Annotated in this window: 26 protein-coding genes; 16 read left to right on the top strand and 10 right to left on the bottom strand. The window is 65.1% G+C overall.

The features are described from left to right. Nucleotides 1–7 precede the first annotated feature (7 nt). Entirely contained in the window at nucleotides 8–478 is a 471-nt protein-coding gene (locus tag ACXAED_RS08340; protein ID WP_475048663.1) for an MgtC/SapB family protein, read from the bottom strand. A 209-nt stretch (nucleotides 479–687) separates the two neighbouring features. Beyond that, a complete protein-coding gene (locus ACXAED_RS08335) occupies nucleotides 688–1,554 on the bottom strand; it encodes a branched-chain amino acid aminotransferase (RefSeq protein WP_475048660.1) in 867 nt (288 codons plus the stop codon). Nucleotides 1,555–1,717: 163 nt separating this feature from the next. Here ACXAED_RS08335 and ACXAED_RS08330 point away from each other — a divergent pair, with 163 nt between their 5' ends. The 6 genes from ACXAED_RS08330 to dxs all read left to right on the top strand — a co-directional run bounded on the left by ACXAED_RS08330 (nucleotide 1,718) and on the right by dxs (nucleotide 7,220). Further along, entirely contained in the window at nucleotides 1,718–2,230 is a 513-nt protein-coding gene (locus ACXAED_RS08330) for a MarR family winged helix-turn-helix transcriptional regulator (protein WP_475048657.1), read from the top strand. Further along, nucleotides 2,227–2,928: a response regulator gene (locus tag ACXAED_RS08325; RefSeq protein ID WP_475048654.1), complete on the top strand. Its 702-nt coding sequence runs from the start codon at nucleotides 2,227–2,229 to the stop codon at nucleotides 2,926–2,928. Before ACXAED_RS08330 ends, ACXAED_RS08325 begins: the two co-directional genes overlap by 4 nt. 257 nt (nucleotides 2,929–3,185) lie before the next feature. Continuing rightward, nucleotides 3,186–4,112, top strand: coding sequence for a histone deacetylase family protein (locus ACXAED_RS08320; RefSeq protein WP_475048652.1), 927 nt, complete (start codon nucleotides 3,186–3,188; stop codon nucleotides 4,110–4,112). Continuing rightward, complete coding sequence (locus ACXAED_RS08315; protein WP_019297546.1) at nucleotides 4,109–4,351, top strand: exodeoxyribonuclease VII small subunit; 243 nt, start codon at nucleotides 4,109–4,111, stop codon at nucleotides 4,349–4,351. Before ACXAED_RS08320 ends, ACXAED_RS08315 begins: the two co-directional genes overlap by 4 nt. A gap of 3 nt (nucleotides 4,352–4,354) precedes the next feature. Further along, complete coding sequence (locus ACXAED_RS08310; RefSeq protein WP_475048649.1) at nucleotides 4,355–5,239, top strand: polyprenyl synthetase family protein; 885 nt, start codon at nucleotides 4,355–4,357, stop codon at nucleotides 5,237–5,239. Nucleotides 5,240–5,291: 52 nt separating this feature from the next. Next, a complete protein-coding gene (gene dxs / locus ACXAED_RS08305) occupies nucleotides 5,292–7,220 on the top strand; it encodes a 1-deoxy-D-xylulose-5-phosphate synthase (RefSeq protein WP_475048646.1) in 1,929 nt (642 codons plus the stop codon). 59 nt (nucleotides 7,221–7,279) lie between these two features. Here the strand turns inward: dxs and ACXAED_RS08300 are convergent, their stop codons facing one another. After that, on the bottom strand, nucleotides 7,280–8,149 hold the full coding sequence (locus ACXAED_RS08300) for an SDR family oxidoreductase (protein ID WP_475048644.1): 870 nt from the start codon (nucleotides 8,147–8,149) through the stop codon (nucleotides 7,280–7,282). Nucleotides 8,150–8,223: 74 nt separating this feature from the next. On the opposite strand from ACXAED_RS08300, the gene ACXAED_RS08295 reads away from it, so the two are divergent. Continuing rightward, nucleotides 8,224–8,859 (top strand): class I SAM-dependent DNA methyltransferase, encoded by a 636-nt coding sequence (locus ACXAED_RS08295; RefSeq protein WP_475048641.1) that lies wholly within the window; start codon nucleotides 8,224–8,226, stop codon nucleotides 8,857–8,859. A 202-nt stretch (nucleotides 8,860–9,061) separates the two neighbouring features. Here ACXAED_RS08295 and ACXAED_RS08290 read toward each other — a convergent pair whose 3' ends face one another. The 4 genes from ACXAED_RS08290 to ACXAED_RS08275 form a co-directional block, all read right to left on the bottom strand. Beyond that, nucleotides 9,062–9,859, bottom strand: a complete 798-nt coding sequence (locus ACXAED_RS08290; RefSeq protein ID WP_475048639.1) for a carnitinyl-CoA dehydratase — start codon at nucleotides 9,857–9,859, stop codon at nucleotides 9,062–9,064. A gap of 50 nt (nucleotides 9,860–9,909) precedes the next feature. Further along, complete coding sequence (locus ACXAED_RS08285) at nucleotides 9,910–11,940, bottom strand: acetate--CoA ligase family protein (RefSeq protein WP_475048637.1); 2,031 nt, start codon at nucleotides 11,938–11,940, stop codon at nucleotides 9,910–9,912. Between the two features lie 243 nt (nucleotides 11,941–12,183). Then, nucleotides 12,184–12,480, bottom strand: coding sequence for an Rdx family protein (locus ACXAED_RS08280; protein ID WP_475048635.1), 297 nt, complete (start codon nucleotides 12,478–12,480; stop codon nucleotides 12,184–12,186). 3 nt (nucleotides 12,481–12,483) lie between these two features. Then, entirely contained in the window at nucleotides 12,484–13,647 is a 1,164-nt protein-coding gene (locus ACXAED_RS08275; protein WP_475048633.1) for an acyl-CoA dehydrogenase family protein, read from the bottom strand. Between the two features lie 79 nt (nucleotides 13,648–13,726). Between ACXAED_RS08275 and ACXAED_RS08270 the strand changes: the two genes are divergently transcribed. Then, nucleotides 13,727–14,686, top strand: a complete 960-nt coding sequence (locus ACXAED_RS08270) for a GlxA family transcriptional regulator (RefSeq protein ID WP_475048630.1) — start codon at nucleotides 13,727–13,729, stop codon at nucleotides 14,684–14,686. A gap of 21 nt (nucleotides 14,687–14,707) precedes the next feature. On the opposite strand, the gene ACXAED_RS08265 is transcribed toward ACXAED_RS08270, so the two are convergent. Continuing rightward, on the bottom strand, nucleotides 14,708–15,898 hold the full coding sequence (locus tag ACXAED_RS08265) for a hypothetical protein (protein ID WP_475048629.1): 1,191 nt from the start codon (nucleotides 15,896–15,898) through the stop codon (nucleotides 14,708–14,710). Nucleotides 15,899–15,981: 83 nt separating this feature from the next. Beyond that, nucleotides 15,982–16,404, bottom strand: coding sequence for a VOC family protein (locus ACXAED_RS08260; RefSeq protein WP_475048628.1), 423 nt, complete (start codon nucleotides 16,402–16,404; stop codon nucleotides 15,982–15,984). 141 nt (nucleotides 16,405–16,545) lie between these two features. On the opposite strand from ACXAED_RS08260, the gene ade reads away from it, so the two are divergent. From ade to msrA, 8 genes are all read left to right on the top strand, one after another. After that, nucleotides 16,546–18,348, top strand: a complete 1,803-nt coding sequence (gene ade / locus ACXAED_RS08255; protein WP_475048627.1) for an adenine deaminase — start codon at nucleotides 16,546–16,548, stop codon at nucleotides 18,346–18,348. Next, nucleotides 18,345–19,811 carry an AMP nucleosidase gene (locus ACXAED_RS08250; protein ID WP_475048625.1) on the top strand — a complete coding sequence of 489 codons (1,467 nt, stop codon included), beginning with the start codon at nucleotides 18,345–18,347 and terminating at the stop codon, nucleotides 19,809–19,811. Before ade ends, ACXAED_RS08250 begins: the two co-directional genes overlap by 4 nt. A gap of 140 nt (nucleotides 19,812–19,951) precedes the next feature. Next, nucleotides 19,952–20,239: an HU family DNA-binding protein gene (locus ACXAED_RS08245; protein ID WP_008553440.1), complete on the top strand. Its 288-nt coding sequence runs from the start codon at nucleotides 19,952–19,954 to the stop codon at nucleotides 20,237–20,239. 165 nt (nucleotides 20,240–20,404) lie between these two features. Then, nucleotides 20,405–20,572, top strand: coding sequence for a hypothetical protein (locus tag ACXAED_RS08240; protein WP_475048624.1), 168 nt, complete (start codon nucleotides 20,405–20,407; stop codon nucleotides 20,570–20,572). A 50-nt stretch (nucleotides 20,573–20,622) separates the two neighbouring features. Further along, entirely contained in the window at nucleotides 20,623–21,528 is a 906-nt protein-coding gene (locus tag ACXAED_RS08235) for a DMT family transporter (protein WP_475048621.1), read from the top strand. A 110-nt stretch (nucleotides 21,529–21,638) separates the two neighbouring features. After that, a complete protein-coding gene (locus ACXAED_RS08230) occupies nucleotides 21,639–22,202 on the top strand; it encodes a DUF4202 domain-containing protein (protein WP_475048619.1) in 564 nt (187 codons plus the stop codon). 126 nt (nucleotides 22,203–22,328) lie between these two features. After that, the gene (gene msrB, locus ACXAED_RS08225) at nucleotides 22,329–22,778 is read left to right on the top strand and encodes a peptide-methionine (R)-S-oxide reductase MsrB (protein WP_475048616.1); all 450 of its coding nucleotides are present in this window, start codon (nucleotides 22,329–22,331) and stop codon (nucleotides 22,776–22,778) included. After that, nucleotides 22,775–23,290, top strand: a complete 516-nt coding sequence (msrA, locus tag ACXAED_RS08220) for a peptide-methionine (S)-S-oxide reductase MsrA (RefSeq protein WP_475048615.1) — start codon at nucleotides 22,775–22,777, stop codon at nucleotides 23,288–23,290. Before msrB ends, msrA begins: the two co-directional genes overlap by 4 nt. A 150-nt stretch (nucleotides 23,291–23,440) precedes the next feature. Here msrA and ACXAED_RS08215 read toward each other — a convergent pair whose 3' ends face one another. After that, nucleotides 23,441–25,447, bottom strand: a complete 2,007-nt coding sequence (locus tag ACXAED_RS08215; RefSeq protein WP_475048614.1) for a hydantoinase/oxoprolinase N-terminal domain-containing protein — start codon at nucleotides 25,445–25,447, stop codon at nucleotides 23,441–23,443. Nucleotide 25,448 lies beyond the last annotated feature (1 nt).

The following is a 25,448-nucleotide window of genomic DNA, read 5'->3' as shown; positions in this document are numbered from 1 at the left end:
CACGACGTCAGTCATGGATGTCCGGCCGGTCCTTGCGCCCGCGGTTGCTCATCAGCCGGCTCATCGCCAGAATGCCGGCCGCGCCCGCTGCCAGCAGCACCGCGTGCACATAATACCCAAGTCCCGAAGCCATGCCGACGCCTCCGGCCACCCACAGGCTGGCTGCGGTCGCCATACCTCCAACACGCTCGTCCCCCTGGATGATCGCCCCGGCGCCGAGAAAGCCGATCGCCCCGACCAGCCCCTGCATGATCCGGGTGGGGTCAGCCCCCATCTCAAGGTTCAGCGCCTCCATCGACATTTCCATGGTGATCAGCGTGAATCCCGCCGCCCCAAGCGAAACAATCATGTAGGTCCGCATGCCCACCTTGCGGTGCCGCAGCTCCCGGTCCAGACCCAAAAGCGCCCCGGCAGCCGCGGCGCACAGCAGCCGCAGGCCCAGCTCAAAATAACTTACGTAGGCAATGCTCAGGTCCATCGCGTTCCTGCTCCTCCTTATCGGGCAGCAGCACGCAGCATGCCCTGGAATGACTTTTCAGCAATATGCCCGACTATGGCACACTAATTGGAACTGTGAAGGAAAAGGGAGTTAGCCGCTATGTGCTGCGACATGCCACGCAGTCCTGCAGCCGCAAAGAAAAACCCCCGCACGCAGGCGGGGGTTTTCCGGTCTGTCCTGGCGGGCGCTTAAGCGCGGACCAGTTTCTCGTAGTCCTCGGCGATCTCGCGGGTCAGGTCGCCGACCTCGAACGTGTACTCACCGATCTGCCCGACCGGGGTCACCTCGGCGGCGGTGCCGGTCAGCCAGCACTGCTCAAAGCCTTCCATCTCTTCCGGCTTGATGCGGCGCTCGTGCACAGTAATGCCCTTGTCCTTGAGCATCTGGATCACGGTCTGGCGGGTAATGCCATTGAGGAAGCAATCCGCCAGCGGGGTGTGCACTTCGCCGTCTTTCACAAAGAACACGTTGGCGCCGGTGGCCTCGGCCACATAACCGCGCCAGTCCATGAACAGCGCGTCGGAGCAGCCCTTGGCCTCCGCCTTGTGCTTGGAGATGGTGCAGATCATGTAGAGGCCCGCCGCCTTGGCATGGACCGGAATGGTTTCCGGGCTCGGACGTTTCCATTCTGCGATGTCGAGCTTGGCACCCTTCATCTTGGCATCGCCATAGTAGGCGCCCCAGCCCCAGACCGCGATCGCCATCCGGACCGGGTTCTTGGCCGACGCCACGCCCATGTCCTCACCCGACCCGCGCCACACCAGCGCCCGCACATAAGCGTCCTGCAGGCCGGAGGCCTTGAGGGTTTCCTCCTTCGCCGCCTCGATCTGATCGACGGTATAGGGCATCGGCATATCCAGCGCCTCAGCCGAGGCGATCAGGCGCTCGGAATGCTCCCGGCTCTTGAAGATCTTGCCGTTATAAGCGCGCTCGCCTTCGAAAACGGAGGAGGCATAATGCATCGCATGGGTCAGGATATGCACCTTGGCATCCCGCCAGTCGACCAGCTCTCCATCCATCCAGATCACACCGTCGCGGTCGTCATAACCTGCCATGCCGCACCCTCCTGAAACTCTGCGGTGATTTTCAATAATTGCGCAATTTACGGCCGCAACGGACATAATATTGCGCCAAAGCTGGGATTCGATACATCTTCACCCTTGGAATGTCAACAACACTGACATAAACTGACCGGCAAGACAAATGAGGGGGCACCGAATGCCTGAAGGCCGGACAGGGCAGGGATACAGCGGCGAAAGCCTGCTGTTTCTGACAGATGAGCAGCTGCGCCAGGGGATCGAGGCGATGTTCTTTGCCTACCGCGGCTTTACTGCCGATCCGGACCGGATCCTCGCGGAAATATCCTATGGCCGGGCGCACCACCGGGCGATCCATTTCATCAACCGCTCCCCCGGCACCACGGTGAACAACCTGCTCAGCATTCTGGGCGTCACCAAGCAATCGCTGAACCGGGTGCTGCGCACCCTAATCGGCGACGGCCTGGTCGAAAGCAAAGTGGGCGAGCTGGATAAGCGCGAACGCCACCTCTACCTGACCGAACAGGGCGCAGCGCTGGAAGCCACCCTGTCGGACGCCCAGCGCGCCCGGATGCGCGCCGCCTACAAGGACGCAGGCCCCGAAGCGGTGCAGGGTTTCAAAAAGGTGCTGGAGGCGATGATGGACGCCGACATGCGCCGCGCCTATGCCAAGCTGCGGGAAACGGGTGCATGAGCATGAATGACGCCCATCTCCTGATCGTTGACGATGATGAGCGGATCCGCGGCCTGCTGAAGAAATTTCTGATGCGCTCGGGCTTCCTGGTCACCGCGGCGCGCGATGCGGCCCATGCCCGGCGGGTGCTGGCGGGGCTGGATTTCGACCTGATCATCATGGACGTGATGATGCCGGGCGAGGACGGCATCTCGCTGACCCAATCGCTGCGCGAGACCATGACCACCCCGATCCTGCTGCTGACCGCCAAGGGCGAGACCGAGGACCGCATCGCGGGGCTGGAGGCCGGCGCGGACGACTATTTGCCGAAACCCTTCGAGCCCAAGGAGCTGTTGCTGCGGGTGAACGCCATCCTGCGGCGGATGCCGGACACGGTTGCACAAGAGGCTGCCCCCAAGGTGCTGCATCTGGGCACGATCCGCTATGACATCGAGCGCGGCGAGATGTGGCAGGGTGACGAGCTGATCCGCCTCACCGGCACCGAAAGCCAGCTGATGAAAATCTTCTCGGCCCAGCCCGGCGAGCCGGTCTCCCGCACCAAGCTGGTCGAGGATCTGGGCCGCGACCGCGGCCAGGCGCAGGAGCGCGCGGTGGACGTCCAGATCACCCGCCTGCGCCGCAAGATCGAGCCGAACCCGAAACAGCCTCAATACCTCCAAACGGTCCGCGGCGCGGGCTACATGCTGGCGCCCGACTAACACTTCCCTGCTTTCCTCTTGCCAAATATATCCCGGGGGGTGAGGCCCGTCTTGGAAACCGTCCGGGGGACGGTTTCAGGGCCGAACGGGGCAGAGCCCCACTCCGCAGGGCCGGGGCAGTGCCCCCATCCGTCCGGCGAAATGGCACCGGGGGAGTGCACAGGCGGTGCACGCATGCCACCCCGTGATTCCCCTTGCAGCCACAGCCCCCCGCCCCCTAGGGTCGCGCCAAGCCCCGCAGCCGGAGGAACACGCCCATGACCACCGCCCTGATCACCCACGCGGATTGCCTCAATCACCTCACACCCGAAGGCCACCCCGAACGGGTGGCACGGCTGGAGCACATCCTGCACGCGCTGGAGCCGCTGGACCTGAAGCGGGTCACCGCGCCGATGGCCGCCGAAGACGACATCCTGCGCATCCATCCGGCGTCCTATCTCTCGGACCTGCGCAAGGCGTCCCCGGCGGAGGGCTGGGCGCAGATCGACGGCGACACCTTCATGTCCCCCGGCTCGCTGGACGCGGCTTTCCGGGCTGCCGGCGCGGTGGTGCGCGGCGTCGACATGGTGCTGGGCGGCGAGGTGCAGAACGCCTTTGCCGCGGTGCGCCCGCCGGGGCATCACGCGGAAACAGACACTGCAATGGGTTTCTGCCTGTTCGGCAATGCGGCCCTGGCCGCCAAACACGCGCTGGACCATCACGGCCTCAGCCGCGTGGCGGTGGTGGACTTCGACGTGCACCACGGCAACGGCACCCAGGACCTCTTGTGGGACGAGCCGCGCGCGCTGGTGATCACCAGCCAGCAGATGCCGCTCTGGCCCGGCTCCGGGCGCCCGGATGAGGACGGCGCTGATGGCCAGATCCTCAACATGCCGCTGGCGCCGGGCTCCGGCCGGGCAGAGATGCAGGCCGCTTATGAGGGCCAGGCCTTCCCCCGCCTGCGCGCCTTCAATCCGGAGCTGATCATCATCTCCGCGGGCTTTGACGCTCATCAGGACGACCCGCTTGCCAATCTGAACTGGGCGACCGCGGATTTCGCCTGGCTCACCGCCGAACTCTGCAAACTCGCAAGCGAACTCTGCGGGGGCCGTATCGTCTCGACTTTGGAAGGCGGATATGATCTGAACGCGCTGGCCGCGGCAACCCGCGCGCATGTGGAAGAACTGACAAAGGCACCGGCATGACTGAGACCCCCGTAGACCAGATGAGCTTTGAACAGGCGATGCGTGAGCTGGAAGGCGTGGTGGACCAGCTGGAGCGCGGCGACGTGGCGCTGGATGCCTCCATCGCTCTGTACGAACGCGGCGCGGCGCTGAAGAAACGCTGCGAAGATGAGCTGAAACGCGCCGAGGAAAAGGTCGCCGCGATCACCCTGGACGCTAACGGCACCCCCAAGGGCACCCAGCCGCTGGACGCCGGCTAACTCATGACCGCCGCCGCAGACACCCAGACGCGCCCCTTTACAGAGGCGCTGAAAGACGCACAGACCCGCATCACCGCGCATACGGAGCTGCGGCTGGCAGGAAGTGACGAACTGCACGCCGCCATGCGCTATGCCATCACCGGCGGCAAGATGCTGCGCGGCTTTCTGGTGCTGGAAAGCGCCCGTCTGCACGGCGTGCCGCAAGACGCAGCCATCGAGGCGGCGCTCGCCATAGAATGCATCCACGCCTATTCCCTGGTGCATGACGATCTGCCCTGCATGGACGACGATGACCTGCGCCGCGGCCAGCCGACCGTGCACCGGAAATGGAATGAGGCAATGGCGGTGCTGGCAGGCGATAGCCTGCAAACCTTCGCCTTTGAACTGCTGGCAAACCCCAAGGTTGGCCCCCATGCGCTGACCCTGATCCGCGATCTGGCGCAATCCTCCGGCAAGGACGGTATGGTGTCTGGCCAGATGCTTGATATTGCAGCGGAAAGTGCTGCCGAACCGCTGACGCTGGACCAGATCACCAGGCTGCAGGGCCGCAAGACCGGCTGCCTGATCGAATGGTCCGCCACCGCCGGCGCCGTGCTGGCGGGTGCGGACCCGGCACCGCTGCGGCAATACGCACGCGCCCTTGGCCTTGCCTTCCAGATCGCTGACGACATCTTGGATGTGGAAGGCGATGCCGCCAAGGTCGGCAAAGCCGTGCGCAAGGACGCCGACGCCGGCAAGGCGACCTTTGTCTCGCTGCTGGGTCTGGAAGAAGCAAAAGCCCGCGCAAACGCGCTGTGCGGCGAGGCTTGCGCCGCGTTGTCACATTATGGCGAAAACGCTGCAACCTTGAAGGAAGCTGCGCGTTTCGTTATTGCGCGCGACAGCTAAACACCGCGCGCAACGCCCTGGCATCCCGCCCGGCGCAGCCCAAGGAGACACCATGCCCGACCGGCCCAAGACCCCGCTTCTGGACCAGATCACGCGCCCCGCGGATCTGAAGGGGCTGACGGATGCCCAGCTGGTGCAGGTGGCCCACGAGCTGCGGCAGGAAACCATTTCCGCCGTCTCCGTCACTGGCGGCCACCTCGGCGCGGGCCTTGGCGTGGTGGAGCTGACCACCGCCCTGCACGCAGTATTCGACACCCCGCGCGACAAGGTGATCTGGGACGTGTCCCACCAGTGCTACCCGCACAAGATCCTCACCGGGCGCCGCGATCGAATCCGCACCCTGCGGATGAAGGACGGCCTCAGCGGATTCACCAAACGCTCCGAGTCGCCTTACGACCCGTTCGGTGCTGCCCATAGCTCCACATCGATCAGCGCCGCGCTTGGCTTTGCCGTGGCGCGCGACCTGGGCGGCGTGATCCCCGAGGGCAACGGCGACGCCATCGCGGTGATCGGCGACGGCTCAATGTCGGCCGGCATGGCGTTTGAGGCGATGAACAACGCAGGCCACCTGGGCAAGCGGCTGTTCGTGATCCTGAACGACAATGAAATGTCGATCGCCCCGCCAGTGGGCGCGCTGTCCTCCTACCTCTCGCGCCTTTACGCGGGCGAGCCGTTCCAGGAGCTGAAGGCCGCCGCCAAGGGCGCGGTCTCGCTGCTGCCGGAACCCTTCCGCGAAGGTGCCAAACGCGCCAAGGACATGCTCAAGGGCATGGCCGTCGGCGGCACGATGTTCGAAGCACTTGGGTTCTCCTACCTTGGCCCCATCGATGGCCACGACATGGACCAGCTGCTGCCGGTTCTGCGCACCGTCAAGGCGCGTGCCACCGGCCCGATTCTGATCCATGTGCTGACCAAGAAGGGCAAGGGCTACGGCCCCGCCGAGCGCGCCCGCGACAAGGGCCATGCTACTGCCAAGTTCGACATGGTGACCGGCGAGCAGAAGAAGGCGCCCTCCAACGCACCCTCCTACACCTCTGTCTTCGGCAATGAGCTGGTGAAGCACGCCGCCAAGGACGACAAGATCTGCGCCGTCACCGCGGCGATGCCCGATGGCACCGGCCTCAACCTGATGGCCGAACGCTACCCCTCGCGCTGCTTTGACGTCGGCATTGCCGAACAGCACGGCGTCACCTTTGCTGCAGCGCTGGCCGCGGGCGGTATGAAGCCCTTCTGCGCGATGTATTCCACCTTCCTGCAGCGCGGCTATGACCAGGTGGTGCATGACGTGGCAATCCAGCGCCTGCCGGTTCGCTTTGCCATCGACCGTGCAGGTCTAGTGGGCGCAGACGGCGCCACCCACGCCGGCAGTTTCGACATCGGTTTCATGTCCAACCTGCCCGGCATGGTTGTGATGGCCGCCGCTGACGAGGCCCAGCTTGTCCATATGGTCGCCACCGCCGCCGCCCATGACGACGGCCCCATCGCCTTCCGCTACCCGCGCGGCGAGGGCGAAGGCGTCGAGATGCCCGACACCCCGGAGGTGCTGGAGATCGGCAAGGGCCGGATGATCCAGCAGGGCAAGCGCGTTGCGCTCCTGTCCTTTGGCACCCGTTTGGGCGAGGTTAAAAAAGCGGCAGAATCGCTCGCGGCCAAGGGCATCACCCCGACCATCGCCGACGCCCGCTTTGCCAAGCCGCTGGACCGGGACCTGATCCTGCAACTTGCCGCCGAACACGAAGCGCTGATCACCATCGAGGAAGGCGCGGTGGGCGGCTTCGGCTCCCACGTCGCGCAGCTGCTGGCTGAGGAAGGCGTGTTCGACAGCGGCCTCAAGTACCGCTCGATGGTGCTGCCCGATACTTTCATCGACCAGGCCAGCCCGGCAGACATGTATGAGATTGCGGCCATGAACGCGCCGCAGATCGAAGCCAAGGTGCTGGAGGTTCTGGGCGTGGCGACAATTGGGGAAAAGCGGGCTTAAGGTGCCCGTCACCAGGGGTTAGCCGTAGGCCGGGACGCAAGTGCCACGGCTGACTTATGTCACACTCCCGGCGGCTCGGCTGGCGGCACAAAGCTCTCCATATCCTCGGCCTCCAGCACTGCCCGCAGCCCCTCTCGGTAGGTGGGATAGAGCAGCTCCACCCCCAGTTCGTCCTTGATGCGGCGGTTCCGCACCCGCTTGTTCTCGCCATAGAAGCTGCGCGCCATCGGGGTCATGCCGGCCTCGTCAAAGGGCACCTCGGCCGGCACTGGCAAGCCCAGCAGCTCGGCGGCATGGCCCAGCACATCCTGCGGCGGGGCCGGGTCGTCATCGCAGACGTTATAGATGGCACCGGAGCGCGGTTGTGCGATGGAGGCCGCAAGCACCTGGGCGATATCGTCGACATGGATGCGGGAAAACACCTGCCCCGGCTTGATGATCCGCCGCGCCCTGCCCGCCATTAGCTTAGCAAAGGGGCCGCGGCCTGGGCCATAGATGCCGGCCAAGCGGAAGATGTGCAGCGGCAGGCCGGGGATGGCCTGCCATTGCGCCTCCGCCAGGGCGCGCCAGTCGCCGCGCTGGCTGGAAGGCGTTACAGGCGTATCCTCGTCCACCCAAGCGCCGTCGTGGTGCCCGTAGACAGCTGTGGTGGATAGGTAGCCTACCCATTCCAGATCGGGAGCCGCGGCAATCCTGCTCCCCATCGCCGCCATCACCGGGTCGCCCTCTGCATTGGGGCCGATGGAATCCAGAATATGGGTCACGCCATCCAGCGGCACCTCCTGCCCTGGCCAGGTGATCATCTCCACCCCGTCAGCCTCGACCGGTTCGCGCGAGGTGCCGATGATCCGCCAGCCCTCAGCAGGCAGATGCCGTGCAAGCGCCCGTGCGGTATAGCCAAATCCAAGACAAAGCAGCGTTTTCTCCATGTCTCCTAGATGCGTTGGCCACGCCCGGGGCGCAAGGGTTGATTCGAATCTACTTCCGCCTTTTCATGGCCGCCATGGACAATCGGAAACCGGGACTTTCAGACGCCTACGCCCTGCAGACACCTGCCGATTCCAAACGGCTGTACGGGGATTGGGCCGACTCATACGATCAGGATTTCGCCGCCGGGCAGGACTACCTCCTGCCCGGATTGACTGCCAAGGCATTTACCGATGCCGGGGGAACCGGCCCGGTTCTGGACGTGGGTGCCGGCACCGGCCTCTGCGGGCAAGCTTTGCGGACGTATGGGGTAGAACCCGTCGACGCCACCGACATCAGCGCTGCCATGCTGGCCGAAGCCCTGCGCAAGGATGCCTACCGCGACGTGATCGAGGCCGACCTGCTGGAAGGGATCCCGGTTCCGCGCAGCTCTTATCGCGGGGTGGTCTCCTCCGGCACCTTCACCCATGGCCACCTCGGGCCTGAAGTGCTGCCCGCCTTGCTAAGGGTGGCCGCGCCCGATGCCTGGTTTGCCCTTTCCGTGAATGCCAGGTTTTACGAGAAAGCCGGGTTTACAGACGCCTTCGACCGGCTGCTGCGCGGACAATGGACCAAGAACCTCACCCTGACTGAAGTGCCGATCTACGGCCCGGGCGCCACCGGAGCGCACAAGAACGACACTGCACTGATAGCCCTTTTCCAGAAAGTGTAGCTGGCCAAACTCAGTCCGGTTCAAGGTCAGGCAGCCAGTTCGCCGGAAAGGGAGAGCGCCGCGCAGCGCGCGGCGCCGGGCCCAACTGTGCAGGGACATTTTCAGATGTACCGGAGCAGGCGGGAGCTCCCGCGCCTTTGGGCGGCATCTTCGATGCCACCCGCAGCCTTGGGCCCGGCAGCCCGCCTGACGGCGTGCTGTGTCAGCGCCCCTTCCAGACCGGATCGCGTTTCTCGGCAAAGGCGCGGGCGCCTTCCAGGTTGTCCTCGGAACCATAGAGCACATCCACCGTCTTGAGCTGGCGCTGCGTGATCCGGTTCATCGCGTCCTGAAATTTGCTGTCCTCGGCGTCGCGCACGATCTCCTTGATCGCCGCGTAGACCAGCGGCGGGCCGGAGGCCAAGAGGCGCGCCAGCTCCCAAGCGCGGTCCATCAGCTGATCCGCCGCCACGATCTCATTGACCAGGCCCCAGCGGTTGGCCTCCTCGGCATCAAACCAGCGCCCCGTGAGCAACAGCTCCATGGCGATGTGATAGGGGATGCGCTTGGGCAGCTTGACGCTGGCTGCATCCGCCACAGTGCCGGAGCGGATTTCCGGCAGCGCAAAACTGGCGTGATCGGCGGCGATGATCATGTCCGCCGACAGCGCCAGCTCCAGCCCGCCGCCGCAGGCGATGCCGTTCACCGCGGCAATCACCGGCTTGTTCATATCGCGCAGCTCCTGCAGCCCGCCGAAACCGCCGACGCCGTAATCGCCATCCACCGCATCGCCGTCAGCCGCCGCCTTCAGGTCCCAGCCGGGGCAAAAGAACTTCTCGCCGCCGCCGGTCAGGATCGCCACCCGCAGTTCCGGATCATCGCGGAAATCACGGAACACCTCTCCCATCACCCGGCTGGTGGCCAGATCAATGGCGTTGGCCTTGGGCCGGTCCAGCGTCACTTCCAGAATGGCGCCGTCGCGGCGGGTTTTCACGGGGCTGTTCTCTGGGCTTTCACTCATGTCGTCTCCTCCTGGCATGGGTCATGCCGTTCCTTGTCCAGGCCGAAGCCTCAGTATTTCCGGCGCATCAGCGCATCCGCCGCCACCGCATCCGAAGGCGTGCAGAGCAGCGGGTTGATCTCGATCTCCTCCAGACCCAGCGCGTTTTCCATCACATAAGCTTCCACCGCGCGGATGGCGCGCAGGATCGCCTCGCGGTCCGCCGCAGGGGCGCCGCGGTAGCCCTCCAGCAGCTTCGCCATGCGCAGGGACTTCAGTGCGGTTTCGATTTCCGCATCCGAAGCCGGCAGCAGGAAGGAGGCGCTGTCCTGCATCAGCTCGGTTAGGGTGCCGCCCGCTGCCAAGGTCATGACAAAGCCATGCGCCGGATCCTTGACCACGCCGATCAGCAGCTCCGCGACCGCACCGGTGACCATTTCCTCGACCAGAAAGCGCGAGGCGGGCATGTTGAAGGCAGCGTCGCTCACCTCCTGTCCAGAGTTCAGGTTCAAAGCCACGGCGCCTGCCTCGGTCTTATGGGCCACGCCCTCGCCCTTCAGCACCACCGGGAAGCCGACATCCACCGCTACCGCGCGGGCGTTTGTGGCCGAGGCCGCCCGTTTGGAGCGCGGAACGCGCAGACCGTAACTTGCCAGTTGCCACTTAGCCTCGGCCTCCGGCACCAGGTCAGGGTCCACGGCTGGTGTCGGCAGCAACAGCGGTGCCGGCGCATCCGGCAGCGGCAGGCTGGCGGCCTCGCAGGCGGCGATGGCCTCGCTGAGGCCGGCAAATGGAACCACCCCCGCTTCCATCAGCCGAGCCGCCACATCCTCCGGCAGCAGTTCGGGCAACGTCGCCACCAGACCGACGTTGGCCCCGGTCCGTTCGTGCGAGCCGATGGCGGCCTGGATCGCGCATTCCCAGTCCGACGCATCGCAGCGGTCGCCGCGCGGGAAGTCGACGATCAGCATGGTCATCGCCAGCTGCGGGTCCATCATCGCCGCAAACGCCCGGGTCATCGCCTCGGCATCGCGCCAGATATAGGTGTGGTAGTCGAGCGGATTGGCCAGCGCCACCATAGGGCCCAGCGCCTCCCGCAGGTCCGTTTTCTGGCGGTCGTTCAGGGGCGGGAACTCCACCCTCCGCGCGTGGCCGGTGTCTGCGGCCAGGCTTGCCTCCCCGCCGGAGCAGCTGATGGTTGCGATGCGATTCGAGGGCAGACGCCCCGTCACATGCAACAGCTTCAGCGTCTCCAGAAAGGACGGCAGGTCATCAAGACGCGGAATGCCAAGGCGTGAGAGCAAAGCCCCGGCCCCCGCGTCGCCGCCTGCAAGCGAGGCGGTATGAGAAACAGTTGCGGCCTGGGCCTCGGCCGATTTACCGACCTTCAAAGCGATAATCGGCTTGCCCAGTTCGCGGGCCCGGGCGGCCAGCGCCTCAAACGCGCGCAGATCGCCAAAGCCCTCGATATGCAGGCCCAGCGCGGTGACACGGTCGTCTTCCAGCAGCGCCTCGCCAATTGCGGCAATACCCGATTGCGCCTGGTTGCCCGCGGTCACCACATAGGCCACCGGCAGGCCGCGTTTCTGCATGGTCAGGTTGATCGCAATGTTGGAGCTTTGGGTGACCAGCGCCACGCCTTTTTCCGCCCGGACCCCGCCATGCTGATCCGGCCACAGCAGTGCGCCGTCCAGGTAGTTGATGAAGCCATAGCAGTTAGGGCCGAGGAAGGGCATGTCGCCTGCCGCTTCCAAGAGCTGCGCCTGAAGGTCCGCGCCCTCGGCATCCTCAGCGGCGGCCTCCAGGAAACCGGAAGCAAAGCACACTGCCCCCCCGGCACCGCGCGCCGAAAGCCCCCGCACCACCTCGATAGTGACGAAGCGGTTCACCCCGATGAAGGCTGCATCAGGCGCCTCCGGCAGGCTGTCCACGTCCTTGAAGGCAGGCAAGCCCGCGACCTCTTCGGCCTTTGGGTGGACGGGCCAGATAGTGCCCTCAAACCCCATCTTCTGGCATTGCTCGATCACCAGGCGGCACCACGCGCCGCCACCGATTACAGCAATGGATTTGGGACGGAAAAGGCGTGAAAGGTCGCGTGTCATTTTCTGGCGGTTCCGCTGGTTGAGAGTTCGGGAGCCTCCGGCGGGGATATGTTCAGCCAGAAGACGCGTAGGGTTTCATTAACCAGAATCGGCAACGCTGATTCCGCGGTACAGGCGGGGACGCCGATGACCGCTCCAGGAGAAGGCCCCCGGTTGCGGTGTTGCCCTCTGGGGGCTGGATCTGGTTTCATTCTTCTTCTGGCCTTCAAATATCCTCGCCGAAGGCGAAAAAACTGCTGGGTTTCAAGGTGCCGGCCGGTCGAGATGGCCCAGATCCCGCTCCGGGTCGATCCGGTCGCGCACGCGGGTCTTCAGCTCTTTCACATCCGGAAAGCCGCCGTCCCGTTTGCGTTCCCAGACCAGCTCCTCGTCAACATGGATCTCAAAGATCCCGCCCAAATCTCCGGGAACCAGTGTCACCCCGCCCAATTGGTCCTGGAAGGTCTGCAGCAGCTCCTGCGCCATCCAGCCCGCCCGCAGCAGCCAGTTGCAGCCTATGCAGTAGGTAATGGTAACAACAGGTTTCCCGGATCGGGTCATAGATCAGCCTCCGACGGCGCGCAGCATCTCGCGGCTGATGATGTGCCGCTGGATTTCACTGGTGCCTTCCCAGATACGCTCCACCCGCGCGTCGCGCCAGATGCGTTCCAGCGGCAGCTCGTCCATCAGGCCCATGCCGCCGTGGATCTGGATCGCCTCGTCCGCGACAAAGGCCAGCATCTCGGTTGCCTTCAGCTTGGCCATCGACATGTCGCTCTCGGTGACGGTGCCCTGGTCGAACTTCCAGCCGGCCTCCCAGGTCAAAAGGTTCGCAGCCTTCAGCTCCAGCGCCATGTCGGCGAGCTTGAAAGAGATGCCCTGGAACTTGCCGATCTGCTGACCGAACTGCTTGCGCTCGGCGGCGTATTCGATCGAGTGCTGCAGCGCACGCTCAGCGCGGCCCAGGCAGGTGGCGGCCACTTGCAGGCGGGTGGCGCCCAGCCAGGTGTTGGCCACCTCGAACCCCTTGTCGACTTCGCCCAGAATGGCCGAGGACGGCAGGCGGCAGTCGTCGAACTCCAGCACCGCGTTGGTGTAGCCGCGGTGGCTGACATTGCCGTAGCCGTCACGCACCTCAAACCCCGGCGTGCCCTTGTCGACAAAGAAGGCGGTGATCTTCTTCTTCGGCCCGCGCGGCGTGTCCTCAACCCCGGTGGCCATGAAGCAAATCGCGAAATCGGCGATGTCCGCGTGGCTGATGAAATGCTTGGTGCCGTTCAGGATCCAGTCATCGCCGTCCTGGCGCGCAGTCGCCTTCATGCCGCGCAGGTCGGAGCCCGCGTCTGGCTCGGTCATCGCCAGGCAGTCCCATTTGTCGCCTTTCATGCAGGGGAACAGGTATTTTTCTTTCTGCTCCTCGGTGCCCGCCAGCAGGATGTTCGACGGCCGCGCAACACCGGTCCAGTGCAGCGCATAGTTGGCGCGGCCCAACTCCTTTTCGTACATCAGCCAGGTCAGGGTATCGAGGCCGGCACCGCCCACGTCCTCGGGCATGTTGGCGGCATAAAGCCCTGCTTCCATCGCCTTCTTCTGCACGTCGCGGATCACGTCCATATCCAGATGGCCGGTGCGCTCAATCTCCGCCTCATGCGGATAGAGCTCCTTTTCCACAAAGGCGCGGGTGGTCTCCACGATCATCGACTGTTCTTCGGTCATCCCGAACTGCATGGCGGTGTTCCTTCGCAAATCTGTTGCGGATCAGAATACGCCGCTTGTCGGCACCCATCATGCAGGGATAGACAAGATCATGCGAAGTTGGACAAAAGATACCGCTGCAACGCAGCAATTGGATGTGCTGCTGTTTGATGCCTTCTCGGCCCATTGCCTGGCCAACACGGTAGAGCCGCTGCGCGCCGCCAACACTTTCGCCGGGCGGCGGGTCTATGCCTGGCGGTTCCTGACCTTGGATGGCGGGCCAGCCGTTTCGTCCTCGGGCATGGAGGTACGGGCGCATGCGACGCTGGGCGATTGCAGCGGTGACCTGCTGATCGCGATGCCCTCCTACGATTTCCTGCGCCATGCCACTGTGACAACCGCCCGGGCGCTGAAGTCCGCGGCGCGGCGGTATGAGGCTATGGCCGGTTTCGACACCGGTGCCTGGCTGCTGGCCGCAGCCGGGCTGCTGGACGGCAAGCGCGCCACCATCCACTGGGAGGAGCTGAACCGCTTCACGGAGGCCTTTCCAGATGTGCAAGCCGAGCGCGCGCGGCAGGTCTGGGACGGCAACCGCTTCACTTGCACTGGCGCTCTTGCGGCCTTTGACACCATGATGGAGCTGATCGGCGAGCAGCACGGAGCAGCCCTGCGGCTGGAGGTTGCCACACTGTTCATGGCACCCGAGGCGACCGAAACCCAGGACCCGATCCTGGTGCGCGGCAAGTCCGTGGCCCGCGCGGTTGCGGTGATGCAGGCCAATCTGGAGGCGCCGTTGCCGATTGCTGCCGTGGCCAGGAAAGCGGGCCGCAGCCAAAAGGACCTGGAGGCGCGGATGAACGCCGAACTCGGCGCGACACCGCAGGCGGTTTACCGGCGGCTGCGGCTGATACAGGCGAGAAAGCTTGTGTTAGAGACTGTTTTGAGCGTCTCGGAGATTGCCCTGCGCTGCGGCTATGACGACCCCAGCGCGCTGACACGGGCGTTCAAGGCGGAGTTTGGTGTCACTCCGCGGACCTTGCGCGGTGGTGGGCAAATTGCCCACCCTACGTAGGGTGGGCGATTCCGCCCACCGTTAGCCCTGCTTGGCGGCCATCCACAGATTCAGCCGCCACAACCCCCAGGCCAGCGGGATCGCGGCCAGGCCGCCGATCACATAGGCCAGCGGCTCATCTGCGAAGGATTCGAACACCTGGGTATAGGCGTGGATCGCGGCAAAGGTCAGCGCCGCGTTGAACAGCCCGCGCTGGTGCCGCTGCGCCGCCCAGAAGATCACCGCCGCAAGTACAGCCGCCCACAGCACCGAATAGACATTCTCAGAAATGAACAGCGCACTGTCGCGGAAGGTATCGCGTGCAGCCGCATAGGCTTCCCAGTCCTCGTAGCCATCGCTGTAGCGGCCCGGCCCCCAAACGGTTTCACCCACCACATCCCCCCACAAGGAGCCGACCAGCGCGCAGAGGTTCGCGACCACAAATCCCAGGATCGCCAGAATGCGCAGATGCCGGGCGTCGCGCTCTGCCAGCCGGGACGCGCCCCAGACGCAAAGCACGATCAGCAGCACCATCTGCAGAATCGTCAGCGTCGATTCTGGCGAATAGAACACATAGGCCGCGTGGAAATAGCTGGTGCCGGTCTCCAGCATCTGGGCAAAGGGGGCAATCGCCAGTGCCGTGACAAAGCGCACGTCCACCTGCCAGCCGGCCAGCGCCAGCGCCGCCGCGTAATAGAGCAGCGCCAGGTTCCGCAGCGGTGAGCCGATGCCGTATCGCTGCAGCAGCAGCTCGATCCCCGCCAGGTGCATCGCCAGCCCCATCAGCAGGACCGCCCCCAAAACGAACCCCGTGGACCAGGCCCCGTGCCGCCAGCGCCAGGTGCAGATCAGCGCCACCAGCGCACCGGCGGGCAGCATCACCCAGCCGGCGATGTCCTCGTATTTGTCGACCAGCTCAATCCCGGCGCCGCCCATCAGCATGCCTGCCCCGATCAGCGTGGCGGAGTTGCCGAACATCCGCAGCGTCTCGCTTCCGCGCGCCAGAACCGCCAGGCCGCCGCCCAGCATCAGGATGCCGGTGGCCGCCACCGCCAGCGGATCGGCCAGCCAGAAGATGAAGCCGGCGGTGGCGGCGATGATCCCGAAACACAGGATCGCATTCACCGCCAGCGACACCATCACCTCGCGCGAGCGCGTCTCGATGGTGCGGGCCTGATCGGGGGTCAGCACTCCCTCCTCGACCAGGGCAGTTGTATCGGCAATGGCGTGCATCAGCGGTCCCTCGCGGCATCCAAATGGTTCCGCCCAGCATGGACCGGCCGGCGCCCCAGCGAAAGGGGAGGAATTTCCATAGCTTACCCCTTGGGCCGGCTGGGCACCCAGGCATAGCCGTTTTCACACAGGATATAGGCTTCGCGCAGGCCGTACGGCTTGTCCGCGGGCGCTTGCATGACGGTAAAGCCCGCCGCCTCCGCCCGCGCCGATGCCGCATCCGGATCGGTGTCATAAAGCCGGACCTCAATCCCGGCACCGCGCGGCGGGTTTTCCGGCAGCAGCCCCAGCAGCGGATTTTCCGCATAGGTGCCGTCACTGTGCAGCTGAAACACATGACCGCCATAGGTGATGATGGCGAAATCCTTGCTCACCCGATGGCCCTTCATGGCAAAAACAGTCTCTAAAAAGGCAACTTCAGCCGGAACATCCCGCACCAGCAGGTTAATCCCGATCCCGCGCAGGGAGCGGCCGAAACTCTCCGCGTCTGTTGTGTCATAATCCATGCCCGCAGTCTTCTCAGGACGCCTTCCCGCGGCAACGCCAAATGCGTCAGCCTTCGGCGCCTTTCCACCGCTGGTGTGAAGCTTTGATGGCAATGCAAGCAATCCGCTTGCCTTCCCGCCCGCAATCGGAACAATTGGATTATGTCAGATACTATTTTCCCGAGCTGGCCCGACACCGCCCCGCAATTGATCGAAGTAGCCGCAGGCCGTGCGCCGGCCGATACGGTGATCCGCCAGGGCATCTGGGTCAACGTCCACACCCGCGAGCAGCTGCCGGATCATGATATTGCGATCAAGGCGGGCCGCATCGCCTATGTCGGGCCGGATGCCTCCTATTGCACCGGTCCGGAGACGCAGATCATCGAGGCAAACGGCCGCTACATGATCCCCGGCCTGTGCGACGCGCATATGCATATTGAGTCCGGCATGCTGACGCCTGCGGAATTCGCCCGCGCGGTGATCCCGCATGGCACCACCTCGATGTTCACCGACCCGCATGAGATCGCCAATGTGCTGGGTCTGGACGGCGTGCGCTACATGCATGACGAGGCGCTGATGCAGCCGGTCAACATCTTCACCCAGATGCCGAGCTGCGCGCCCTCTGCACCGGGGTTGGAGACCACCGGTTATGAAATCTCGGCCGAGGACGTCGCCGAGGCGATGAACTGGCCTGGCATCATTGGCCTGGGGGAGATGATGAACTTCCCCGGTGTTGCCAATGCCGACCCCAAGATGCTGGCGGAAATCGCCGCCACCCAGCGCGCGGGAAAAACCGTGGGCGGCCACTATGCCTCCCCCGACCTTGGCCCCGATTTCGCGGCTTATGTGGCGGGCGGCCCGGCGGACGACCACGAGGGCACCTGCGAGGCCGACGCCATCGCCCGGGTGCGCCAAGGGATGCGATCGATGATGCGGCTGGGCTCTGCCTGGTATGACGTCGAAAGCCAGATCACCGCCGTCACCGAAAAGGGCCTGGATCCGCGCAACTTCATCCTCTGCACCGATGACTGCCACTCCGGCACCTTGGTCAACGACGGCCACATGAACCGGGTGGTGCGCCACGCCATTGCCTGCGGCTGCGACCCGGTGATCGCGCTGCAGATGGCGACGATCAACACCGCCACCCATTTCGGGCTGGAACGCGAGATCGGCTCCATCACCCCCGGCCGCCGCGCCGATGTGATCCTGACCTCGAACTTGCGCGAACTGCCCATCGAGGTGGTGGTGGCCCGCGGCCAGATCGTTGCGGAATCAGGCTCTATCAAGGTCGAATGCCCGCATTACGACTGGCCCGCCAGCGCCCGCGGCACCGTGCATCTGGACCATGAGCTGACCGCCAGGGACTTCGAACTCGCCGCCCCCGAGGGCGCCAATGCAGTCACCGCCAACGTGATCGGCGTGGTCGAAAACCAGGCCCCGACCAAGGCGCTGCGCGCCGAGCTGCCGGTGGTGGACGGGCTGGTCGAGGGCACCGATGAAGTCTGCCAGATCGCTCTGGTCGAGCGCCACCGCGCCACCGGCGGCGTCACCAACGCCTTTGCCTCGGGCTTCGGTTACACTGGCAGGATGGCGATGGCCTCCACCGTGGCGCACGACAGCCACCACATGATCGTCGTCGGCACCGACCGCGAACAGATGGCGCTGGCTGCCAACCGGCTGGCCGAGGTCGGCGGCGGCATCACACTCTACAAGGACGGCGAGGAGCTGGCCCTGGTCGAGCTGCCGATTGCAGGCCTGATGTCCGACAGCCCGGCCACCGAAGTGGCCGCCAAGGCGCAGGTGATGATGGAGGCGATGCAGGCCTGCGGCTGCAACCTCAACAACGCCTATATGCAGCATTCGCTGCTGGCGCTGGTGGTGATCCCGGAACTCAGGATCTCCGACCTGGGCCTTGTCGACGTCCGCACATTCCAGAAAATCCCGGTAATCGAGCCCGCGCAATGATAACAACAAAACATCCCGGCCACCCGCCGGACGAAAGCTTCAACGACGCAACCGAGGCCGTCGACCGGCTGGAGCTGCTCTACCGGCAGGCCACCGGCTTCATCTGCGAGGAATTCTCCCGCGCGATGGCCGACGGCGCGCCGGACAACCAGCGCATCCGCGCCTTCTACCCGGAGATCCGCTTTTCCACCCTGACCTTCGCCCAGGTGGACAGCCGCCTCAGCTTTGGCCATGTCTCTGCGCCCGGCACCTATGCCACCACAGTGACGCGGCCGGACCTGTTCCGCAATTACCTGATCCAGCAGATCGGCCTCTTGATCCGCAACCACGGCCAGCCGGTGATCATCGGCGTCTCTGACACCCCGATCCCGGTGCATTTCGCGGTGGCTTCGCGCCCGGACCTGACGGTGCCCCAGGACGGCGCCGCCGGCTTCACCCTTCGCGACGTCTTTGACGTGCCGGACCTGTCGACCACCAACGATGACATCGTCAACGGCACCCATCAGCCCGCCAACGGCACCGGCCCGCTGTCGCTGTTCACCGCCCAGCGCATCGACTACTCACTGGCCCGGCTGACCCACTACACCGCCACCAGCGCCGAGCATTTCCAGAACCACGTTCTGTTCACCAACTACCAGTTCTACGTGGCAGAGTTCGAGGCCTATGCCCGCGCCCAGCTGGCGGATCCCAGTTCCGGCTACACCAGCTTTGTCAGCACCGGCGACCACGAGATCACCGACCCGGCCTCTAAAATCCCGGAGATCGCCAAGCTGCCGCAGATGCCCACCTACCACCTGAAACGGGAGGACGGGAACGGCATCACCCTGGTCAACATCGGCGTAGGCCCCTCGAACGCCAAGACCGCCACCGACCACATCGCGGTTCTGCGCCCGCATGCCTGGCTGATGGTTGGCCATTGCGCAGGGTTGCGGAACACACAGGCGCTGGGGGACTTCGTCCTTGCCCACGGCTACCTGCGCGAGGATCACGTTCTGGACGATGACCTGCCGATATGGACCCCGATCCCGGCGCTGGCGGAAATCCAGGTCGCGCTGGAAGAAGCGGTGGCGGAGATCACCGAATACGAAGGCTTCGACCTTAAGCGGATCATGCGCACCGGCACCGTCGCCACCATCGACAACCGCAATTGGGAGCTGCGCGACCAATCCGGACCGGTACAGCGCCTGTCCCAATCCCGCGCCATCGCGCTGGATATGGAAAGCGCCACCATCGCCGCCAACGGCTACCGCTTCCGGGTGCCCTACGGCACGCTGCTCTGCGTCTCAGACAAGCCGCTGCACGGCGAGCTGAAACTGCCAGGCATGGCGTCGGACTTTTACCGGACCCAGGTTGCACGCCACCTGCAAATCGGCATAAGAGCAATGGAGCGTTTGCGCGGCATGCCTCTGGAGCGGTTGCACAGCCGGAAATTGCGCTCGTTCGACGAAACCGCCTTCTTGTAAGGCTGATTTTCGCTGTTTTCCGGGAAAAAATGCCTGTTTTGCCTTATGTGGAGCACACAAGAAGTTGTGTTACCATACAACATAACGATAATGTCTCGCGATGAGGCCCCACAGTTCGGGCAGCTTTAAGGAGACGAAGAATGTCCAAACCGATGACCAAAACCCAGCTTGTAGCCGCACTGGCCGAGGAAATGGGCAGTGACAAGAAAACTGCAGGTTCTGCGCTGGAAGCGGTCTGCTCGCTGATCACCCGCGAAGTGTCGGGCGGCGGTGCCGTGACCCTGCCGGGCGTCGGCAAGATCTACTGCCGTGAGCGCCCCGAGCGCGAAGTGCGCAACCCGGCCACTGGTGAGAAGTTCACCAAGGAAGCCGACAAGGTGGTCAAGATGACCATCGCCAAAGCGCTGAAAGACAGCGTCAACGGCTGATACCGGACAAATTCCGGACGGTTTCAGGGCTGCCCCAGCGGGCGGCCCTTTTCTTTTGCCTATGAGTGGGCGCCGGCTGATTGTTCGCCCGCCGCCGCAGCGTTGCTGCTTGCCAACGCGGCACAGCGGGCGCACCCTCCGGTAAACGAGGGGGAGCGCTGCCGGATGACTGAAGTAAACCTTATACTGATCCTGAGCGCGGCGCTGCTGCCCGGCACCAGCCTCGGCCCTGCAACGCGGACCATTGCCGGCACCTCTCTGCAGCGCGGCCTCGCCGCCAGCTGGCAGGTCCTGATGGCCCGGCTCAGCTGGCCACGGCTCTGTCCGGCTTGATCTCTACCCGCATTTCCCCGAAGGTCCGCCGCGGGAGAAAGGAACTCACGATGGATGCGCGCGCTATTGCCATGGGGCTGGCCTTTGCCCTGATGTGGTCCTCCGCCTTCACTTCGGCGCGGATCATTGTGCAGGACGCCTCGCCGCTGTTCTCGCTGGCGGTCCGCTTTCTGATTTCCGGCCTGATCGGTGTCGCCATCGCCCGCGCCATGGGGCAGACTTGGCGGCTGACGCCGGGCCAGTGGCGGGCCACGGTGATTTTCGGCATCTGCCAGAACGCGCTCTACCTCGGCCTGAACTTCGTCGCCATGCAATGGATCGAGGCCTCTTTGGCCGCAATCATCGCCTCCACCATGCCGCTGCTGGTGGCGCTGGCCGGCTGGGCCCTGTTCGGCGAGCGGCTGCGCCCCTTGGGATACGCCGGGTTGGCGGCCGGCATCCTGGGCGTCGCGCTGATCATGGGCACACGGCTCAGCGCAGGTGTCGACCTCTTGGGCGTTGGCCTCTGCGTCATCGGTGTGCTGGCCCTCACTGCCGCAACCCTCGCCCTGCGCGGCGCCACCTCGGGCGGCAACTTCATGATGGTGGTCGGGCTGCAGATGCTGGTCGGCTCCGCCATCCTGTTCGTGGCGGCGCCGCTGACGGAGGAGATTTTTATCACCCCCACCTGGCGTCTGGCGCTGGCCTTTACCTACACCACCATCGTGCCAGGGCTGATGGCCACGTTTATCTGGGTGCTCCTCTTGAACCGCATCGGCCCGGTGCGCGCTGCGACGTTTCACTTCCTGAACCCGGTGTTCGGCGTGGCCATCGCCAGCGTGCTGCTCGGCGAAAAACTGGGGCCGCTCGACCTGCTGGGCGTCGCCATCGTTACCGGCGGCATTCTGGCCGTTCAGCTCGCAAGACAGGCGGACCGGCGTAAAACGGAGCTCTCCCGCGCGGCAAAGCCGGGCTGACGCCCGTCCCCGCCCCTTGGACCCGTTGCCGCTGACGCGGCGCGGCCCGTTGCAACCTCTCGCGCTTACGGCTTAACCTGACCCTCAAGACCCCAACAGGAGGACGCCGCATGAGCGCGAAACTGACCCAGGTACTGGAGGCGATCGACGCCGCCAACGCCCAGGACCCCAACCTGGAAGACGGCCAGCCCGCCGCGCTGCTCTATGGCCAGCGGATGAGCCAGGAGCAGCAACGCCTGTTCCCGGACGCCTCCGAGGTGCTGCAGATCGCCGCCCGCGGCCAGCATGTGGAACGCTGGAAGCTCGCCCGCGATGCCTTCCCCGAAGGCCGGGCCGGCTATCTCGCCTGGCGCAAGGCCGAGGCAGTGCACCACGCCGATGTGGTCACCTCCCTGATGCAGGACGCAGGCTATGGCGCCGAAGATACGGAGGCCGCCGCCAGGATGCTGCGCAAGGAAGGCATCAAGCGCGACGATCAGGTGCAGGCACTGGAGGACATCATCTGCTTTGTCTTCCTCAAGTGGTATTTCGCCCCCTTCGCCGCCAAGCATCCGGCGGACAAAGTGCAGCGCATCGTCGAAAAGACCGCCCGCAAGATGTCGGCAGAGGCTCGCGCCCGGGTGCTGCGGGAATTTGACCTGCCCGGCGACCTGGCCGGCGCCTTCGCGGCCTGACCCCGCGCCCGCCCCCGGGTCCGGCCTCTGCAGCACACGGCTTTGCGAGCCGCCTGTAACAGGGCTTTGCATTTGCGCATCCAGACCCCATGTTCTGCACCAAACGCGAACAGGCGGGAGGACACCATGACCAAATACTTCAAGAACCCGGACGCCGTTGCCGCCCTCTCCGAGGAAGAGTTCTATGTGACCCAGAATGCGGGCACCGAACGCCCCGGCACCGGCAAGCTGCTCCATAACAAGGAGCCGGGCATCTACGTCGACATCGTCTCGGGCGAGCCGCTGTTTGCCTCCTCCGACAAATACGAGTCAGGCTGCGGCTGGCCCAGTTTCACCAAGCCGATCGAATCCGCCCATATCCAAGAATTGGAGGACCGCAGCCTCGGCATGATCCGCACGGAGGTCCGCTCCACCCATGGCGACAGCCACCTGGGCCATGTCTTCCCCGACGGCCCGATGGACCGGGGCGGCCTGCGCTATTGCATCAACTCCGCCTCCCTGCGGTTTGTGCATCTGGACGACATGGAAGCCGAGGGCTATGGCGCCTACATCAACCAAGTGGAGACCGTGAAATGAGCACCACCGAACGCGCCGTCCTGGCAGGCGGCTGTTTCTGGGGCATGCAGGAATTGATCCGCAAGCGCCCCGGCGTCATCAGCACCCGCGTCGGCTATACCGGCGGCGACGTGCCCAACGCCACCTACAAGAACCACGGCACCCATGCCGAAGGGATCGAGATCGTCTTCGATCCCGCCGTCACCTCCTACCGGGAGCTGTTGGAGTTCTTCTTCCAGATCCATGACCCGACCACCCTGAACCGCCAGGGCAATGACATCGGCATGAGCTACCGCTCGGCGATCTACTACGTGGACGACACTCAGAAAGCGGTGGCCGAGGACACTATCGCCGACGTCGACGCCTCCGGCATTTGGCCCGGCAAGGTGGTGACTGAGGTTGAGCCGGTTGGCGATTTCTGGGAGGCAGAGCCGGAGCATCAGGACTACCTGCAGCGGCTGCCCAATGGCTACACCTGCCATTTCCCGCGCCCCGACTGGGTGCTGCCCAAACGCGGCGCCGCCGCGGAATAGGCTCTGACAAAGCGCTTTCAGCCCCGCCGCACCCGGCGGGGCATTTCACTTGCCGGATCTCCAGCAAGCATCCGTGCTTCATCTGGCCTAAAATATCCCCGCCGGAGGCAGCGGGTTTTCCCGGAAAACCCGCTTTACAGCCCAAGACACCTAGGCGTGCGCCACCCGCGGCCGGCCGCTGGCCTCCACCGTCAGCGTGCCCTCGACGAACACCTCCCGCGTTTCCACCTGCGCGGTGCGGATATCCCGCTCCACATGCACATGAATATCCTCGGCACCGGCCTCCTCCGCCGCGCCGCGCGCCTCTTCGGCCAAGGCTGCCTCCAACGCAGCAAGCGCGTCGTCAGAGGCCGGGAAATCCACCGGGCCGCTCTCCAGATGCACCCGGTACTTTCCCTCCGCAGGGGACGTCACGGTGCCGCTCCGCCGCATGGTGACCCGGCCCACAACCGCGCCAATGGCATTGGCCACGCCCGCGTGTTCCGGCAGGATCATGTTGCAATGCAGCCGCTCCCCCACCGCCGGGTAATAGCCGGGGGCAGAGGCGCCAAGCCCCACCACATCCACATTCATCGAGGCATCCAGCGCCAGCAGGCCGCGGTGCCGGGCAAGCCCCTTTTGCAGCAGAACATGCCGCGCCAGCTCCTTCTCCGGCAGGCCAAAGCTCTCGGCCTCCTCGGCAAAGGCAAACTCCAACAGGGTCAGGGCGGTCTGTTCGGTCAGCTGATCAATGATCATCTGCGCCATCGTTTCCGCATCCTTCGCCGCCATGTCGCCGCTGCCCACCCGGCGGCGGGCAAAGAGTGTCAGCGCCTTCTCCGCCGCCTCCCGGTCCCAGGCAGCGACCCGGCCCAGCACATGGCTCGCGTCCGAAGGCGTCACCCCCGACACCTGCACCAGCCCGCGGTCCACCAGCCGGTTCAGCGAGCCGTGCTCCATCCGGGTGCGCAGAATGCTTCCCAGCGGGTGCACCTGCATCCCGATCCGCGCCAGCAGCCCGGCCTCGCGCTCGCTCAGCCCCGCCACCGGCACCCCCGGCACCGCCCGCACGAAACGCCCGTCGAACTCGCCCACCGTTGTATTGCGCAGCTGTTCGTCCAGCGCCGCATGCACCACCTCCGGCGCATCCGTGGCTATCAGCGAGACCGGCACCACCCGTCGCGGCCCCAGGGTCAGCCCCCCAGACAGGCCGCTGGTGTTCAGATGCACTTGGCTGTCACCGCCGAGACCGGTGGTCCGCATCGCCACCGCCTCGACCATGGTGCGGAACTCGCCGACCCGGGCACCGGCCGGGTCAATCGCCGGCTTGCCGTCCCGGATCAGCGCCACATCGGTGGTGGTGCCGCCGATGTCGCTGACCAGCGCATGCTCCACACCGGTCATCCAGCGCGCCCCCACGATCGAGGCCGCCGGCCCCGACAGAATGGTCTCGATCGGCCGCTCCCGCGCCTGCTCGCCGCTCATCAGCGCCCCGTCGCCGCGCACCACCATCATCGGCGCCTCGATTCCCAGGTCGCGCAGCGTGTCCTGCGCCCGGCCGATCAGCCGGTCGATCATCCCGATCAGACGCGCGTTCAGCACTGCCGTCACCGCCCGCTTGGGCCCGTTCAGCTTGGCCGACAGCTGGTGCGAACAGGTGACCGGCGCACTGGTCAGCTCATGAATGATCCGCGCGGCCTCCATCTCATGCGCCGGGTTCCGGGTGGCAAAGACACCGGCAACGGCAAAACCCGTCACCCCCTGCCCCTCGGTGCGCAGAAACATCTCCAGCGCCTCCACGTCCAGCGGCGCCGCCTCGCTGCCCGCATGGGTATGGCCGCCCGGCAGCACCAGCGACGGATCGCCCTTCAGCGCGTCCCGCAGCCCGTGCCGGTCCAAATCGTCCTCTTTAAAGCCGATATAGATCAGCGCCACCCGGCCGCCCTGCCCCTCGACCAGCGCATTAGTGGCCAAAGTAGTGGACAGCGCCGCCAGCGACACGTCCTCGGACTTGACACCGGATTGCTCCAGCACCGCCCGGATCGCGCCGCCAACACCAATCGCCAGATCCTGGCGCGTGGTCAGCGACTTGGCTGAAGCGATCACCTCCTTCTCGTCGCGGATCAGCACCGCATCGGTATAGGTTCCGCCCGTGTCCACTCCCAGCAACAGCGCCATG

Source organism: Leisingera sp. ABM4_103, assembly GCF_056158685.1.
The sequence above is the reverse complement of the archived record's forward strand: the minus strand, read 5'-3'. Positions and strand labels throughout refer to the sequence as shown.